Annotated in this window: 14 protein-coding genes and 1 pseudogene; 9 read left to right on the top strand and 6 right to left on the bottom strand. The window is 73.2% G+C overall.

The features are described 5' to 3' along the window. Positions 1-752 precede the first annotated feature (752 nt). Positions 753-1,292: a MerR family transcriptional regulator gene (locus G6R25_RS06010; RefSeq protein WP_163552186.1), complete on the top strand. Its 540-nt coding sequence runs from the start codon at positions 753-755 to the stop codon at positions 1,290-1,292. A gap of 46 nt (positions 1,293-1,338) precedes the next feature. On the opposite strand, the gene G6R25_RS06005 is transcribed toward G6R25_RS06010, so the two are convergent. Then, complete coding sequence (locus G6R25_RS06005; RefSeq protein WP_419469314.1) at positions 1,339-1,977, bottom strand: phosphatase domain-containing protein; 639 nt, start codon at positions 1,975-1,977, stop codon at positions 1,339-1,341. A 589-nt stretch (positions 1,978-2,566) separates the two neighbouring features. Between G6R25_RS06005 and G6R25_RS06000 the strand changes: the two genes are divergently transcribed. The 5 genes from G6R25_RS06000 (at position 2,567) to G6R25_RS05980 (ending at position 9,324) form a co-directional block, all read left to right on the top strand. Further along, entirely contained in the window at positions 2,567-5,581 is a 3,015-nt protein-coding gene (locus G6R25_RS06000; RefSeq protein ID WP_163552185.1) for an FtsK/SpoIIIE domain-containing protein, read from the top strand. Between the two features lie 124 nt (positions 5,582-5,705). After that, complete coding sequence (locus tag G6R25_RS05995) at positions 5,706-6,845, top strand: hypothetical protein (RefSeq protein WP_163552184.1); 1,140 nt, start codon at positions 5,706-5,708, stop codon at positions 6,843-6,845. A 6-nt stretch (positions 6,846-6,851) separates the two neighbouring features. Further along, a complete protein-coding gene (locus G6R25_RS05990; protein WP_163552183.1) occupies positions 6,852-7,115 on the top strand; it encodes a hypothetical protein in 264 nt (87 codons plus the stop codon). 272 nt (positions 7,116-7,387) lie between these two features. Beyond that, entirely contained in the window at positions 7,388-8,908 is a 1,521-nt protein-coding gene (locus G6R25_RS05985; RefSeq protein WP_163552182.1) for an alpha,alpha-trehalose-phosphate synthase (UDP-forming), read from the top strand. Between the two features lie 221 nt (positions 8,909-9,129). Beyond that, on the top strand, positions 9,130-9,324 hold the full coding sequence (locus tag G6R25_RS05980) for a hypothetical protein (RefSeq protein ID WP_412842676.1): 195 nt from the start codon (positions 9,130-9,132) through the stop codon (positions 9,322-9,324). Positions 9,325-9,390: 66 nt separating this feature from the next. Here the strand turns inward: G6R25_RS05980 and G6R25_RS05975 are convergent, their stop codons facing one another. The 4 genes from G6R25_RS05975 to G6R25_RS05960 all read right to left on the bottom strand — a co-directional run bounded on the left by G6R25_RS05975 (position 9,391) and on the right by G6R25_RS05960 (position 12,302). Beyond that, positions 9,391-9,933 carry a SixA phosphatase family protein gene (locus G6R25_RS05975; RefSeq protein WP_163552181.1) on the bottom strand — a complete coding sequence of 181 codons (543 nt, stop codon included), beginning with the start codon at positions 9,931-9,933 and terminating at the stop codon, positions 9,391-9,393. Between the two features lie 228 nt (positions 9,934-10,161). Beyond that, positions 10,162-10,530, bottom strand: a complete 369-nt coding sequence (locus tag G6R25_RS05970; protein WP_136448283.1) for a WhiB family transcriptional regulator — start codon at positions 10,528-10,530, stop codon at positions 10,162-10,164. Positions 10,531-11,316: 786 nt separating this feature from the next. Beyond that, entirely contained in the window at positions 11,317-11,718 is a 402-nt protein-coding gene (locus G6R25_RS05965) for a rhodanese-like domain-containing protein (RefSeq protein WP_205446899.1), read from the bottom strand. Continuing rightward, positions 11,715-12,302 carry a cysteine dioxygenase gene (locus tag G6R25_RS05960; protein ID WP_163552180.1) on the bottom strand — a complete coding sequence of 196 codons (588 nt, stop codon included), beginning with the start codon at positions 12,300-12,302 and terminating at the stop codon, positions 11,715-11,717. Before G6R25_RS05960 ends, G6R25_RS05965 begins: the two co-directional genes overlap by 4 nt. Positions 12,303-13,020: 718 nt before the next feature. Here G6R25_RS05960 and G6R25_RS05955 point away from each other — a divergent pair. The 3 genes and pseudogenes from G6R25_RS05955 to G6R25_RS29495 all read left to right on the top strand — a co-directional run bounded on the left by G6R25_RS05955 (position 13,021) and on the right by G6R25_RS29495 (position 14,757). Beyond that, the gene (locus tag G6R25_RS05955) at positions 13,021-14,157 is read left to right on the top strand and encodes a GAF domain-containing protein (protein WP_336500697.1); all 1,137 of its coding nucleotides are present in this window, start codon (positions 13,021-13,023) and stop codon (positions 14,155-14,157) included. Beyond that, positions 14,151-14,246: pseudogene (locus G6R25_RS29500) on the top strand (hypothetical protein); the annotation flags it as partial. The gene G6R25_RS05955 and the pseudogene G6R25_RS29500, both read left to right, overlap by 7 nt. A gap of 304 nt (positions 14,247-14,550) precedes the next feature. Then, complete coding sequence (locus G6R25_RS29495) at positions 14,551-14,757, top strand: hypothetical protein (RefSeq protein WP_336500706.1); 207 nt, start codon at positions 14,551-14,553, stop codon at positions 14,755-14,757. A gap of 33 nt (positions 14,758-14,790) precedes the next feature. Here G6R25_RS29495 and G6R25_RS05950 read toward each other — a convergent pair whose 3' ends face one another. Further along, positions 14,791-15,486 (bottom strand): response regulator, encoded by a 696-nt coding sequence (locus tag G6R25_RS05950; RefSeq protein ID WP_412842869.1) that lies wholly within the window; start codon positions 15,484-15,486, stop codon positions 14,791-14,793. Positions 15,487-15,690: the final 204 nt, after the last annotated feature.

The raw sequence follows: 15,690 nt of genomic DNA, 5'->3' as shown, positions 1-15,690 counted from the left end.
CGTCCGTAACACCCCGGTTCCCGCGCGGTTCGCGGCATCCCCGGTTCCCGCGTGTCCGGTCCTCCCGCGGGCGCCGGCCGCGCGGCCGGCGCCCGCGCCCCTCACCTGCGATGTGATCAGCTCCACGGCGGCCTGGATGCCCCGTGTCGGCTGCCCCGTGTCGGGGAGGGGGCAGACGCCGCGACCCCGTTTGCGGGTCCACCCCCGCCGGGAGCGGGTGTGGCACGACTCGGGCCGGTCGGTGGGCCTCTTTCCCTGACGTGGCGGGCCTCGGCGCCCGTCGCGCTCCGAGCAGGCAAGACGGCTGTGGCACGTGTCCGGCCATGACGGCTCGTATCGAGATTCCTTTTTGTCCGATATGACCATTAATGTCCGCTGGACTACGGACACGCCGGCTTAGAACATTGAACGAACAGCGCGTCGCTCCTACGGTCGGAGGACCCTGAACCCGGAGCTCGTGGCCGCCCGTGCCCACGGCGGATGCGTCGGTGGACGAACGCGCTCCGGCTCTGACCTTGCCGGGGAGGTGGTGACGGCGACCGCGCCCGGAGCTGTGGACCCGCGGTGCGGTGGTCCCGGGCGCGTCGGTGTGAGGTCGGTGGTGTCCGGTCGGGACGATCCGGACGTGGCGGTGGAAGTGACTCGACCGGGCTGGGTGTCCGGAATGGCGGGACCGGGTGACCGGGACCGCCTGGACCGACTCGGATCGATCCGGAGGATGGGGCTGGAATGGCGGCGAAGTGCGTACGACGATGATCGAGCAGGGCCAGCTCTTTCCAGACGAGATCCCCGACCCCCCGGGGGACGACGTCGGATACCGCGGGCCGACAGCGTGCGCGGCGGCAGGCATCACCTACCGCCAACTCGACTACTGGGCTCGGACCGGCCTGGTCGTGCCCAGCGTCCGCGGCGCGTCCGGCTCGGGCAGCCAGCGGCTGTACTCCTTCCGGGACGTCCTCGTCCTGCGGGTCGTCCGCAAGCTGCTGGAGGCGGGCGTCTCGCTGCAGAACATCCGGGTCGCCGTGGAGCACCTGCGCACCCGGGGCGTGGATGACCTGGCGCAGCTCACCCTGATCAGCGACGGCTCGACCGTGTACGAGTGCACCTCGGACGACCAGGTGATCGATCTGGTTCGTGGCGGCCAGGGGGTGTTCGCGATCGCGGTCGGCCGCGCCCTGCGCGACATGCGCGGCCAGCTTGCCGAGCTGCCCTGCGAGCGCCTCGGGCAGCCGCCCGCCTCCCACCCGGGCGACGAGCTCGCCAGCCGGCGCACGCGGCGCAGCACCGCCTGACCCCTACGTCCTAGCATCTGCGGCGCCGGGCTGAGCCGAGGGCCGCTCAGGTGCGGCCCTCGGACTCCTGGGCGTTGCCCAGGGTGGCCTCGTAGGCGAGCCACTCGGCCCGCAGCACCGGCCAGCCGTCGGCACGGAGCAGGTCGACCACGGCTGGGTCGTCGTCGACGACGACGGCGACCTGCCGGCACGCGCCGAGCTGCCGCAGTTCGGCGCGCTTGAACAGCCGGGCCGGGCGGCGGTCGTCGTCCGGGCGCATCCGCAGCTCCCCCAGGGGCAGGCCCTGCTCGCCCAGCCAGCGCGAGGTCGCCGTGCGGGACCGCTCCGGCCGCCCGGTCAGCCACACCACCTCGTGGTCGCGGGCGAGCTGGTGGACCAGCGTCACCCCCTCGGCCAGTGGGGGGTCCGCCGAGGCCGCGGCGAAGAACGCATCCCAGTCTCCGGGCCAGGCCCGCAGGAATCGCAGCCGGTGCCGGACATCGGCCACCACCCCGTCCACGTCGATGACCGCGAGCGGCCGCTGCTCCGGCACGATCGGGTCCCCCCGGCCGCCTGCGCTCGGCGCGGCGGGATCGGGCTGTCCGCCGGGCGGAGGGCTGCCCGCCGGGCCGTCGGTCCGGTCGGCCGTGCCGGCGATGCGGTCGGCCGTGCCGGCGATGCCCGCCGCATCGGCGCCGTCCGTCACCATGATCCCCTTCCCGCGTGGCCATCGATGCTGCGCCCCCGCGGCCGGCTCGTCGAGCTCCCGCCGGGACGCTGCCCTAGCCCGGCCATTGAACACGCACGCGGTGGCGCATATCGGTCCCGGTCGTGCGGTGTCTGCCGGATCGGCGTGAACATCGCACCATCCACCCCGTCGTGGGCCGCGGCGGTCATGTCATGGTCATGGGTCACCGAAACCGGTTCGATGCCTCGAAGCCGTGTCGGGTGGCCCACATGCCGCGGCGCGCGGACGCCCGCCCGAACGGATCGCGCCGGCAGCCGGGGGTGGTCCGGGCGTCGTCCGTGCGGGGGCGACGGGTGTGATCCGGGTCCGAACAGCCACGTCGGCGCCGGGGCGTCGATAGCGTGGCCATGGTCAGCATCCGGTCCCGTTCGGTAACGGCATGGTCTCGCGCGGCCTCCCGGCGGGCACGCCAGTTCGGCCGGTCGGCGGGTTCTGGGATGTTTGCTCCCTCGGACGTGTCATGGTCGTTGAGGGAATTCCGCCGCGGGGTGCCCGACGCGGTGGCGGCTACCCGGTGCGGTGCAGAGATGGTGTGGGGAGGTCGACGATGTCGGGTACCCGGCGGGCGCGCACGCTCGTGGCCGGTATTCAGTCCTCGCTGGGCGCGGCGCTGGCCCTCGCCGACCGGCTGGAGGAGCAGGCGGCCGCGCTCGAACGCGGCGGCCCGCCGGCCACCGCCGCGGCGGCTGCGGCGGGTGGCCCGGGTCGGCTGGCCGCGTCGAACTGGCCGCGCGACGTCGACGCCTCGCTCGCCCAGGCCCGGATGATCGCCCGCAGCGGGGCCCGCGGCTTCGCCGGTGCCTCCTGGGCCGCCCCCGACTGGCGGCACGGGCCGTTCGGCGCCGTGCCCGCCGCGGCCGGCGGCGTGGGTGCCCGCTTCCGCCCAGGGCTGTGGCAGGTCGGGCAGGTCGTCATCCCGCCGGACGATCCCGGCGCGCCGTACAGCACGGTGCCGCTGGCGGTGCCGCTGCTCGACGGCCGCAACCTGCGGATCGAGACCGTGCGGGCGCGGCGCGCCGCCGCGGTCGACCTCGTCCGCGGGCTGCTCACCCGAATCCTCGCCGCGCTGCCCGCCGGTCGGGTCCGTCTCGTCGTCTACGACCCGCACGAGCTCGGCGCCGGCCTCGCGGGCTTCGCGCCGCTGCGGGCGGCCGGCGTTGCCTCAACCACCATCACCACCCGCGCCCGGCTGGAGGAGCGCCTCGCCGAGCTGTCCGCGGAGGTGGGCCGGATCACCGTCGAGCGCCTCGGTGGCCGGTTCGACTCGCTGCGGGAACGGGAGGACGCCGGCCACGGCCGCCCGGAACCGTGGCTGCTGTTGGTCCTGCTCGGTGATCCACGCCTGTACGAGGAGGGCGCCCGGTCGCTGTCGGCCGTCGCCGCGCAGGGGCCCGCCTGCGGCGTCCATGTGATCTCCATCGTCCAGCTCGCCCCGCTGCAGACCGACCCGGCGGGCGCGGACGACATCGACGACGTGACCCCGCCCGATCCGGACGCCGACGATCTCCGTCTGGACGAGGAGGCCGACTCGGTCGCCGACCCACTGCCGAACTCGGTGGTGTTCACCGCCGTCGAGCTGCTCGCCGACCGGCCGGACTGGCGCGGCGCGCAGCCGGGCCTGTGGCGCACCTCGCTGACCGGCCTGCTACCCGTCCAGCTCGACCCCCCGCCGCCGCCGGATCTCGTCACCGCCGTCACCAAGCAGGTCGCCGACGCGGCCACCCGCGAGGCATCCCGCCCTCCCGGCATCGCCGAGCTGCTGCCCGGCGCCCTGTGGGAGTCCGACAGCGCCGCCGGGGTCACCGTGCCGGTCGCCCAGGGTCCCGACGGCCCGGTGCGGCTCACCTTCGCCGACGACACCGTGCACGCCCTCGTCGGCGGCCAGGCCGGCGCTGGCAAGTCGACCCTGCTGCTCGACATCGTCTACGGCATCGCCGCCCGCTATGCCCCCGACCAGGTTCGCTTCCATCTGTTGGACTTCAAGGAGGGCCTGGAGTTCGCCCAGTTCGCCGCCGGCCCCACCGATCCGTTCTTCCTGCCGCACGCCGACACCGTCGGCATCGAGAGCGACCGCGAGTTCGGCGTCGCCGTCCTGCGCGCGGTCCGTGAACAGATGCGCCGCCGATCGGTGGCGATGCGCGCGGTCGGCGCGCGGGACCTGCGGGGCCTGCGGGCGGGCGACCGCAGCTCCGCCTGGCCGCGGGTCATCGTCGTCGTGGACGAGTTCCAGGTGATGCTCACCCCGATGGACGAGATCGCCCGCGAGGGCGTCGCCCACCTGGAGGTCCTGGCCCGGCAGGGCCGCGCCTACGGCGTCCACCTGCTCCTGGCCAGCCAGACGCTGTCCGGCATCGACGCCCTCGACTCCACCGCCGGCAAGCGCGGCTCGATCTTCGGCCAGTTCGCGCTGCGGGTGGCGCTGCGCACCTCGATCTCGGAGTCGCGGGTGTTGCTGTCCACGGCGAACGAAGCCGCGGGCGCGCTGGGCGGCGTCGGCGAGGCGATCGTGAACCGGCGCAATGGCCATCCCGCCGGCAACGAGCTCGTCCGTGTCGCCTTCCCCGATCCGGTGGTGATCTCCCGGCTGCGTGACCGGCTGGCGACCACCGCGGCCCGCAGCCTGCCGTCGGTGCCGCGGCCGCGGGTCTTCGTCGGCCACGCCCCGGCGATCCTCGACGACAACCCGGTCTACCGGGCCCTGGACGGCCGGCCGGCGCCGGTGGCGATCGAGTCCGCCGCCGCCCCGATCGGGGACGAACCATCGGCCGCGATCCGCGCGGACGTGCCCGCCGTCGCGCTGTCCGGCGCCGTTCAGCCCGCCGGCGACCCGCTCGCGTTGGTCGGGGTGCCCGTCGACCTCGCCCCGGCGGCGGTCGGGGCCCGCCTCGCCGCCTCACCCGGGCGCCATCTCGCCGTGCTCGGCCCGCTGCGCCGGGAGGCGATCGGCATGGTGCAGGCGGCGGCGGCCAGCATCGCGGCCCAGCTGCCGGCCGGCGGCCTCGTCGCGGAGATCGTCGCCGCGGAGCCGACCGCGCTCGGCGCCGCGGAGATCCTCGCCGAGCGGATGCGTCGCGCCGGCCACCCCGTCCGCGTCGCCGACGTCACCGGGCTGCGCGGGGTGCTCGCCGCCGCCGCGGACGAGACCCGGGCCCGGGAGGACGCGGCGCTTGCCGGCACGGGCGGCCCGCCGCCGCCGCTGCGGCTGGTGGTGGTGTTCGCGATGGACGCTGGGCGGGCCGCACTGGAGGTGCGTGATCCGCAGTCGCGCCGGACCGGGCTCGACGATCTGCGCACGGTCACCCGCCGCGGCCCGGCCATGCGCGTCCACCTGGTCGGCTGGTGGCGGGGGGTGTCCCGGATGGTGGAGGACCTCGGGCCGGTCAACCGGGACGACATCGCGGCGTGGGCGGCGGCCGGGGTGCCCGGCAGCGACCTGTTCGCCATGGCGGGCCACCGACCGGTCGCCGGCGGGACGATGCCGAACCGGGCGGTGCTGTTCGATCGGCACACCCAGTCCGAGCCGCGCACGGTGGTGCCGTTCGCACCCATGGTGCGCGGGTAGACCGGTGGCGATCGGGCAGGAAGATCCAGATGTCGCGGGATGGGCGGGTGCCCGCCGGGAGGCGGGGCCCACCCGGCCGGCCGGAGCAGGGGCCGGAGCAGGGGCCGGGGGAGGACGGAGCGCAATGGTGGCGGGAGCTGAGTCGGTGGGCACGCCCGAGGCATGGTCGATCGCCGGGTCGTGGCAGCGCGGCGCGACGGCGGTCCCGGACGCGGGTGCGATCACGACCGTCCCCGCTTCGAGCGGGCCGGTGGGCGCCGCCCCCGATCCCGACCTTGACCTCGACCTCGACGATCCGCTGAAGGCGGCGATGCAGTACCGCCGGCTGCTCGGCACCTCCGACGCGGCGCGGGCCCGCGCCGACCGGGACGCCTACCAGCGGCGTCAGGGCAGCCGGGCGCAGGCACGCCGGCACCGCGAGGCCGCCGCGGACATTCGGGCCCGAGTCGAGGGCGTCTGGGCGCAGGTCGCCGAGCCGCTGGCCCAGTACGGGCTCACCGACCTCGACCAGCTCAAGCCGGCCGCCGCCGAATCTGCTGCCGGCGCCGCGGTCGCGCTCACCAAGAAGTCCACCTCGAGAGGCGGCGCCGACGCACCGGCCCAGCGGCGGCCCGGGCGGCCGCTGGCGCGTGCCGGGCGGGACCTGCGCGGCGGGCCAGACGACGACCATGCCGCCGCCGCCCGCCAGCGTCACCGGCAGGCCCGGGAAGGCGGGTTGGCTCGGGAAGGCGGGTTGGCCCGGGAGGGCCGGTCGGGGCGCGAGGGCCGCGGCGGCGGGCAGCCGGCGGCGGCCGCCCCGGTCGACCCGCGCACCGCTCCCCGCCAGGCCTACGACCTGTGCCTGGACGCGATGAGCAAGGCCGCCGAGCTGCGGGCGGTGGCCAAGGCGTCCGGCTCGGCGTCGGCCGGGCTGATGACTGCGCTCGCCTGCCTGCTCAGCCTGGTGGTCGTGGGGGTGCTGCGGGTCTTCACACAGGCGGCGGGGACGCCCTGCATCGTCGGCGCGGCGGTGCTCGCGGCGGCGCTGGTGGCCGTGGCGGCCGGTACCGAAGGTGGGGGTAGGGCGGTACTGCGGGCAGGCATTCTGGGAGCGGGCGCCGCTGCGCTGGCAGTGGTCGCCACGTTCCGGCTCGCACCGATGGCGCCGGTCGACGTGGCCGCGGCGCTGCTCGCGCTCGCGGCCGCAGCTCGCTTCGGCCTCGGGCTCGGCTCGAGCACCGAGCAGGCGTCGGGCTCGCGGGCCGGTAGCTCCAAGAAGGGATGAGGACGGGTGTCAGGCATGATCGCCGACGTCAAGGCACAGCTCGATGAGGCGTTCCGGCGTACCGAGGAGGTCGCCGGCCAGCTCGAGGGCGCGCTGAGCATGATCGAGGAGGCGCAGGCGATGGTGATCGCGGCGACCGACGGCAGCGAGCATCGCGCCGTCGAGCAGCTGACGAGCGCGCTTGTCGAGACGCGTGACACATTGCAGATGTCGCTGGCGTCCCTTGGCTCGGCGGTGCAGGAGGTCCGGGACTACCGGGATGGATTGTAGCACCACTCTTCGTGATTGTAGGCACACCTGACGTCGTTGCAGGTTCCCGGATCCCCATACTGCGGGGGAGTGGGCGTTACGGACGGATATGGTGCCGGTGACAATAGTGACCAGGTGAAGGTCTGGGTAACAACGCTCCAGGCGCCCTGCAACGCGGTGCATCCGGATGCGGGGCTCACTACAGTCCGGATTGTCCCCGTGCGCCCGGACGCCACAGCGATGAGCGGCACCGGACGCCGAGTACCGCCCGTGACCAGGAGGCTGCATCCGCCGTGTCGGACTTCATCCCCCTCGACCTGCCTCTCGTACTCCTGTCCAACCGCGGTCCTGTCAGCTTCGATCGGGACGCCTCCGGTCGCACCGTGAACCGAGGTGCCGGGGGCCTCGTCTCGGCTCTGTCCGGCCTCGCCGAACACCTCGACGACGCCGTCTGGGTCTGTGGTGCCGCCGGTGAGGAGGACGCCGTCGTCGCCTCCGAGAGCGCCGGCAGCTCGATCCTCGTCCAGATCCAACCCCAGCCCCACGTGGTGGACGGCGAGTCGGACGGTCCGGCGATCCGGGTTCGCCTCGTCGTCACCGACCCGACTGCCTACGCCGACTTCTACAGCGTGTGGTCCAACCCGATCCTCTGGTTCATCCAGCACGGCCTCTACGGCCGGTCGCTCGCGCCGGTGCTGACCAGGGCCGAGCACGATGCCTTCGAGAACGGGTACGCGGCGGTCAACCGCGCCTACGCCGACGCCGTCGTGGACGAGGTGCGCGCCCGTGGCGGCAAGGCCCTCGTCCTGCTGCAGGACTACCACTTCTACCTGGTCGCCGACTGGGTCCGCGAGCAGTGCCCCGACGTCGTGCTCACCCACTTCGTGCACATCCCCTGGCCGGGCCCGGACGAGTGGCGCATCCTGCCCGGCGACATCCGCGAGCGGTTGCTGCGCGGGCTGCTCGGCAGCGACGTCGTCGGCTTCCACATCCGCCGCTACGCCCGCAACTTCGTCCTGTGCGCCCAGGAGCTCCTCGGCCTGCCCGTCGACCTGGAGCAGCTCACCGTCACGGTCGGGGACCGGGTGGTCCGCGCCCGTTACTACCCGATCTCGGTCGATCCGGCCGCGCTCGACGCCACCCAGGCGTCCGAGGAGGTCGCGGCGCACGTCGCGATGCTGCGCTACATCTTCCTCGACGATGATCGCCAGCTCATCCTGCGCGTCGACCGTACCGATCCGAGCAAGAACGTCGTGCGCGGCTTCCTGGCCTTTGGGACGCTGCTCGATCAGCATCCCGAGCTGGTCGGCAAGGTCAGCTTCCTCGCCCTGCTGCAGCCCAGCCGCACCGACGTCCCGGAGTACGCCGACTACATCGCGCTCATCGGCGCCCTCGTCGCCGAGATCAACGCCAGGCACACCAAGGAGGGCCGCCAGCCGATCGACCTGCGGATGGTGGAGGACTTCCCGCTGGCCGTGGCGGCCTACTCGATCTGTGACGTGCTGATCGTCAACGCGATCGCCGACGGGATGAACCTCGTCGCGAAGGAGGTGGCGGTCGTCAACCGCCGTGGCGGTGTGCTGGCCCTGTCCGAGATGGCCGGCGCCCACGAGGAACTCGGCGAGTTCGCGGTGACCCTCCAGCCGTTCGACATCCAGCAGATGGCGGACGCCCTGTACACGGCGTTGACGATGCCGCTGGAGGAACGCCACCGCCGGCTGTCCGCCGCCGCCGAACAGGTCCGCACCCACGACGTCCGGCGCTGGCTCGACGATCAGCTCGTCGATCTGCGCCGGATCGCCGGGTTCAGCTGAACGCGGCCGGACCCCGGACGATCCCCGCACGGCGGGCCGAAGGGCCCGGCGCGGTCCGGGAATCACCCTGCCGACCCGCCCGGCGCGGGCGGGTCGGAAGAAGGGGCGAATGCACACCGGCGCCGGGCATCCGACATCGGTGTTCGCGGGTAGTCTCGCAGCGGGAACGAGGCGCAATGCTCCGCCGGCCGGCGGATGGGATGAAAGTGACAGGAGTGGACGTGGCGAGTGAGACCGGTCACCACAAGGCCAACACGGGTTCGTGGCTCGCGGTGGTGCTGCTGATCGCGGGCTTCGTGTTCGGGTGCTTCGCGCTCATCTTCGCCTCGGTGCCGCTGTGGATCGTTACCGCCGTGCTGCTCGTCGGCGGCGGCGCCATCGCCCTGGCGTCCCGGATCATGGATCAGGCGTACTAGCAGCCAGGTTGTCTGACGCCGAGCTTGCCCGCGCCGCGGTCACGTAGGCCCCGCTGGATCTCCCGCTCAGCTCGACCCTGCCGGGGGTTCGGCTCTCTCACGCAGCGCGCGGGGGGTGACGAACGAGACGAGCCGGGTCGAGTCCTGGCCGAGCTCGGCCCACTGCGACACGGCCAGGTCCTCGACGGCGAAGGCGGCGGTCGGGAAGGTGGGGATCCGGAGCCGCTCGCCGGGGGCGAGCAAGGCCACGGCGAGCGTGTGGATGCCGGGATTGTGCCCCACGAGCAGGACGCTCGGCACCCCGTCGTCGACTTCGTGCAACCGTTCCAGCAGGGCCTGCGCCTCCGCCAGGTAGAGGCGGTCCTCGACCAGCACCGGCACGTCCGCGGGCAGCGCCGAGGCGATGCCTTCGACGGTCTGCCTGGTCCGCAGGGCGGCCGAGCACAGGATGAGGTCGGGGGCCAACCCGTGGTCGGCGAGGTGGCGGGCGATGAGCCGGCAGCCGCGGCGACCGGCGTCGGACAGCGGCCGGTCGATGTCGGGGATGGATCCGTCGGCCCAGCCGGACTTGGCGTGGCGCAGCAACAGCAACCGGTGGGGCGGCCTCACCGGACACCACCGAGTGACGTGATACCGAACGTGGAAAACATGGCTGCACTCGCATTCCAGCACATGGCCGCGTCGAGCGGTTCAGGAATGCGGAAATATACCAGCTGGGGAATACACCGAAGCCCGCGCGCACGCCAGGTCGGGCGGGCTCGAGGTGGCGGGACCTTCGACGGCGAACGGCCCGGCTCCGAGCCGGGGCGGGCCGTTCGCCGCGGGTGTTCTCGTGGGTCAGCTGGCGACCGAGACTGACAGCAGCAGGCGGTCGGCGAACACCAGCGCGTCCTCGGCGCTCAGACGGCCGCGCGGCACGACGGTGGCGCGTTCGTCCGAGGTCAGCCCACCCCACACTCCGTGCTCCTCCTGCCGGAAGATCGCGGTGGCCAGGCAGGGACGCTGCACCGGGCACTCGGAGCAGATCTTGCGGGCGCGGGTCTCGGCGGCGGCCCGGGCCTTGGTGTTGCGGCCGTCGGGGGGGAAGAACGCGTCCGGATCGCCGTCGCGGCAGGCCGCATCCTGGCGCCAGTACGCGGGCCATCCGGCCCCGAACGGCTGCGGCGGCAGATCACGACCGGGAAGAACGGGTACGCCGGCGCTCATCGGGCATCACCGCAGACGCAGGGGCACGTGGCGAACAGGAAACTGAGTGCGGCGGAGCTTTGGACAAATAGCACGCTGGGCTGACTGGGCATACCGTCTCCTGCTGACGTTGCAAAGGCGGACACATGCTTTGCAGACCGCCAAATCCGGCGTAGCGCGACACCCCAGACAGGCAGGTCAACCTTCTTGCGGCGAGAAGCCCCCTGGTGTTCCGGGAGGAATCCGCCGACGGCGCCATTTGCTCGGCATACCGGGGCGGGTTCCGCTCGGAAACGATCCCGTCTCGTCTCGTTAACCGAGGAACATAGACGTCTCTCGACCGGATAGCAAGGGTTCCGGAACGCAGACGTCCGGAGTGCTCCGGCGGGTTGTCCGGGGGCACATCGGGGCACCGTCCGCAGGGTCCGCATCGCCGCGACCCGAGCTCGATGATCTCTGGGGGAGCGGCGGCTGCATGCCGGCCGCAGCGGCCCGCCGGGGCCGGAATCGCTGGTGGACAGCGGAAACGGGCACCGGGGAGATCGCTGTCGGGTGGCCGACACGGGCCACGGGGGCCCCCATCGAGCGGCCTACGATCACCGATCCGGTGCCGAGCGCGGCCGGGTTGCGGGCAGATGACGAATAGGGGTACCCCGTTCGGGTGGCGCCGTCAGGCCGGATTCGGCAGTGAAATGTGCGCAGAACCACATTCGACGCTTTTGCTGGTGCAAGTGCCGTGAACGTGGCTCGGGGTAGGCGAGCAGACCCGGCAGCGTGCCACCGGGTGGGGCGATCGGCGTCGGTCGGTCACGCACCGCCGCGGGTCGGTAGGCCCGCAGCGGCCCAGGCGTGGTATCCGCCGATCACATCGGTGGCTCGCCACAGGCCGAGCTGGCGCAGCGCGTCGGCCGCCAGGCTCGAGGTGTAGCCCTCGGAACAGATCACGATGACCTGAAGGTCGTCACCGGTCGCGATCGGCAGCCGGGCGTCGCTGGTGGGGTCGAAGCGCCATTCGAGCACGTTGCGCTCGACGACCACAGCCTCGGGGATCTCCCCCTCCGCGGCCCGTTGGGCGGCCGGCCGGATGTCGACGAGGACGCTGCCCGGCTCCTCGGCCAGGGTCCGCGCCGCCTCGGCGGGTTCGAGGCGCCGCAGCCGGGAACGGGCCGCGGCGAGCAGCGCGTCGATCCGGCTTGCGCCGACAGTCATCGCGTGGCGCCGGCGCTGGCGACGTCTCGTCCGGCGTAGGCCGCGACCGCCGTCGTCGGGACGGCTGCGGCGCGCACGTCGGCGTCGTTCTGCGTCGGCGCGAAGCGCATCGGCAGCTCCGGCGGGGAGTAGGCGTGGATCGTCGTGGCGACCTCCAGCCCGCGGTTGGCGACCCGGTGCACGTGCGCCGCGCTGAAACCGACGGCGGAGCCGGTGACGTGCTCGCGGACCCGCGTGATCGTCCAGTTCCGGTCGTACCGGTCCTCTTCGACGCGGCCCTCGGCGACCGCCATCGCTCCCAGCGCGTCCCCATGGTCGTGCACCTCGGTCTGCTGCCCCGGATACCACCCGATCAACCACACCTCGACCGTCGCGGACAGCAGCAGCCGGGTGTACCAGCGGCGGTCGGCCCGGTGGTGGATCACCGGGCGCCAGATCCGCGGCACCCCGGCGAGGGCGGCGGTCAGATCCCGCAGCGTCGCCAGGTCGATGGTGCCCGGCTCGTCGCTGAGGCACTCGGTCGGCAGGAGGGGTTCGGCGTGGCGGGCCGGGTCGGCGATGAGCGCCGGGTGCAGAAGAGGCACGGGGACTCCCAGAACGGTGGAGGCGAGCGGTGCCACCGTGGCGGCCGGGAGTGCGGCCGGCCGGCAGGGGGCAGGGCACGCGCGGGGGCGGCCGTTCACCCCGGTGGGACGCCGCGAGCCGGGCGGCGGGGTGCGCTCGGGAGCGCACGGGGAGCGTTCGGCCGGGCCCGACGCGGTGCGGGACCGGAAGGCGGCCGGGCCCGACGCGGTGCGGGACCGGAAGGCGGACGGGGCTGAGGCGCGCCGATTCGCCGGCGAAGGCACGGCAGGGCGGCGGCGGGACTTGTCAGTCGACCCGCCGGGCGGCGGCGATGAGGCGCCTCAGACCCGCCCGGTACACGCCGCGCTGACGGCCCGACCCAGGTCCGTCACGCGATCGCGATGCAGGAAGAGGCGCAGCACTGCCATGCAGCACACTGTACTTCTGGTCGCGCCTCACGCTCCACGTTGCGCCACGGCGGACCACGCCGCGTCGTCGGCGGCGCGGCGGACCCGGGCGTCGGCGGCGGAAGGGAGCCGGGCCACCGCAGCAGGTGTTCCCCGAAATCGTGCTGGTGGATATCCTGCACGCCACAGTGATCCCATCGCCACAGTGATCCCGCCTTCGGGTGACCGCTCTTCGCCGGGGGTCTGACAGGGAACCAGGCGGAGCGAGGAGGAATCACCCGCAATGACCGTTGTGCCCTCCGAATCCGTATCCGTTGCCGGAGCCGGGCGCATGAGTGAATCGCCGGCCCTGGCCGGTCCTTTGTCCCTCGATGAGCTGCGTACCCGCCTGTCCGCGCAGGTCGACGCGGTGGCATCGACGCAGTCGCGGATGCAGGGCCTGCTCGACGCGGTGGTCGACGTCGCCCGGGAACTGAGCCTGCCGGTCACGCTGCGCCGCATCGCGCAGGCGGCCAGCCAGCTTGTCGACGCCGAGTACGGCGCCCTCGGGGTCATCGGCGAGGCAGGCGAGATCCCCGAACTCATCCACGTCGGGTTCGCCGAGGGCGTGCCCGCGATGATCGGCCGGCTGCGGCTGGGGCGTGGGCTGATCGGGGAGAGCCTGCGCAATCCCCGACCGCTGCGGGTCCCCGATGTCACGCGCCATCCGGCCGCCGTCGGGTTCCCCCCGGGTCATCCCCGGTTCGACACCTTCCTCAATGTCCCGATCATGGTGCGGGGAGAGGCGTTCGGCACCCTGTTCCTCGGGGCGAAGCGCGGCGGTGGCGAGTTCACCTCGGAGGACGAGAGTCTGGTCAGCGCGCTGGCCGCCGCGGTCGGCTTCGCGATCGAGAACGCCCGCCTGTACGAGGCGACGCGGCGCCGCCAGGCCTGGCTGGCCGCCAGCGCTGAGATCACCACGGCGCTGCTGTCGGTGGCCGAACCCGAGGAGGCACTGGAGCTGGTGGCGCGCCGTGCTCGGCAGGCGACCGCCGCCTGCCTCGCGGCGATCCTCGTCCCCGACGCCGCCGGGCTGGTCGTCGGGGTGGTGGACGGGCCGGGGCAGGAGCACCTGCGCGGCCGGGTCTTCACCGACAACGAGCGGATGACCGAGGCGATGCGCACCGGGCGAGCCGTGCTCGTCGGCGCCGCCGCGCAGGGTGGTCCGCTGCTCGGCGCGGACACCCCCGACGCGGCAGCCACGGGCGGGATGGTCGTGCCGCTGATGGCGGGCGGGTGCTGGGCATCCTCGTCCTCGGCACGAGTAGCCCACTCGAGACCTTCAGCCGCCTCGACCTGGAGATGGCCGCGGCCTTCGCCGGCCAGGCCGCGCTGTCGCTCGAACTCGCCCGCATCCACCGCGACCGCGAGCGCCTCGCGGTGTTCGAGGAACGCGACCGGATTGCCCGCGACCTGCACGACATGGTGATCCAGCGGCTGTTCGCGACGGGCCTGCAGCTGCAGAGCCTCGCCCGCGTCCTGGACAGCCAGGCGGCGAACCGGCTGCACGTCGCCGCCGACGAGCTGGACCAGACCATCGTCGACATCCGCCAGACCATCTTCTCGCTGACGGCCGCCGACCTCGGCGATGCCGACCTGGGTACCGAGATCCGGTCGATCATCGCCCAGACCGAGCGCGCGCTCGGCATCAGCCCCGTGATCCGGGTGGACGGCCCCATCGACCGCCGGGTGCCCGCGGCGATCCGTCCGCACATGCTCGCCGCGCTGCAGGAGGCGCTGTCCAACATCGCCCGGCACGCCCGGGCCACCCGCATCGACGTGCTGCTGCGGGTAAGCAGCGTGGACATCCTGGTCGAAGTCCGTGACGACGGCTGCGGCCCCGGCGGAGCCTGCTCGCAGCAGCGGGCTTGCGAACCTGCGCCGCCGGGCGCTGGACCTGGGTGGTCGGATGCGGTTCGGCTCCGGCGAGAACGGCATCGGCACGACCGTGACCTGGCTGGTCCCGCTCATCACCCCGCCGGGAGCGCTGCACGTGTCCTCGCCGCCGGACGACTCGGCCGCCGGCTAGCGCCCGCCCGGGGGTGGGCGCTAGCCGGCCGGGTCAGTTGTTCAGCCGGGTGGCGAAGACGGCGGCCTGGGTGCGGCTCTCCAGGCCGAGTTTGGCCAGCATGCTGGAGACGTAGTTCTTCACCGTCTTCTCCGCGAGGAACATCCGGCTGGCGATCTGGCGGTTCGTGAGCCCCTCCGCGATCAGCCGCAGGATGCGTCGTTCCTGGTCGGTGAGGCCGGCGAGGCGCTCGTCCTCGGCCGGTCCCTCCCGCAGGCGCACCAGCACCCGTGGGGTGACCGCCGGGTCGAGCAGAGACTTGCCTGCGGCCACCTGGCGGACCGCGTCTACCAGGGCGGTGCCCCGGATCTGTTTGAGGACATAGCCGGCCGCGCCGGCCATGATCGCGGTGAAGAGTGCCTCCTCGTCGTCGAAGGAGGTGAGGATGAGGCAGGCGATGTCGGGGTCGGCCGAGCGAACCTGCCGGCAGACCTCGATGCCGCTACCGTCCTCCAGTCGCGCGTCGAGGACCGCGACCCGCGGCCGCAGCGTGATGATCTGGCCGAGTGCCTCGTCGGCCCGCCCGGCCTCGCCAACCACCTCCACGTCCGGCTCCTCGGTGAGGAGATCCCGCAGCCCGCGACGTACTACCTCGTGGTCATCGAGAAGGAACACCCTGATGATTCCGGTGGTCGACGGTGGGGACGCGATGTCACCGACACCGGACCCGACCGCCACTTCGTCTGACACCGTTGACTCCGCCCGACCTCGCTGTCGTAGAAGACCGTCGCTGTATGTCACGTGCGGCAAGCAGAATATAACGCTCGTAGTCCAACGTCCGGGCTGGCTTGGCGGAACGGACGGGGCGGCGAGCCGCGCCTCGGTGGGGCTGGGAACGCCATCCGTGGAGCCATCCCGAACGGGGGGGCTCGTGAGGTCGCCGCCGGCGTGGAA

Source organism: Candidatus Frankia alpina (assembly GCF_902806485.1).
GTDB classification, from domain to species: Bacteria; Actinomycetota; Actinomycetes; order Frankiales; family Frankiaceae; genus Frankia; species Frankia alpina.
Note: the sequence above shows the minus strand (reverse complement) of the source record. Positions and strands in the feature narration are given on the sequence as shown.

What these genes read in the sequence shown, in the direction of transcription:
- G6R25_RS05955 (WP_336500697.1), top strand. Translation starts at nt 13,021, where the DNA reads ATGAGTGAATCGCCGGCCCTGGCCGGTCCTTTGTCCCTCGATGAGCTG.
- G6R25_RS05970 (WP_136448283.1), bottom strand. Translation starts at nt 10,530, where the DNA reads ATGAGCGCCGGCGTACCCGTTCTTCCCGGTCGTGATCTGCCGCCGCAG.
- G6R25_RS05995 (WP_163552184.1), top strand. Translation starts at nt 5,706, where the DNA reads ATGGTGGCGGGAGCTGAGTCGGTGGGCACGCCCGAGGCATGGTCGATC.
- G6R25_RS06010 (WP_163552186.1), top strand. Translation starts at nt 753, where the DNA reads ATGATCGAGCAGGGCCAGCTCTTTCCAGACGAGATCCCCGACCCCCCG.
- G6R25_RS05965 (WP_205446899.1), bottom strand. Translation starts at nt 11,718, where the DNA reads ATGACTGTCGGCGCAAGCCGGATCGACGCGCTGCTCGCCGCGGCCCGT.
- G6R25_RS06000 (WP_163552185.1), top strand. Translation starts at nt 2,567, where the DNA reads ATGTCGGGTACCCGGCGGGCGCGCACGCTCGTGGCCGGTATTCAGTCC.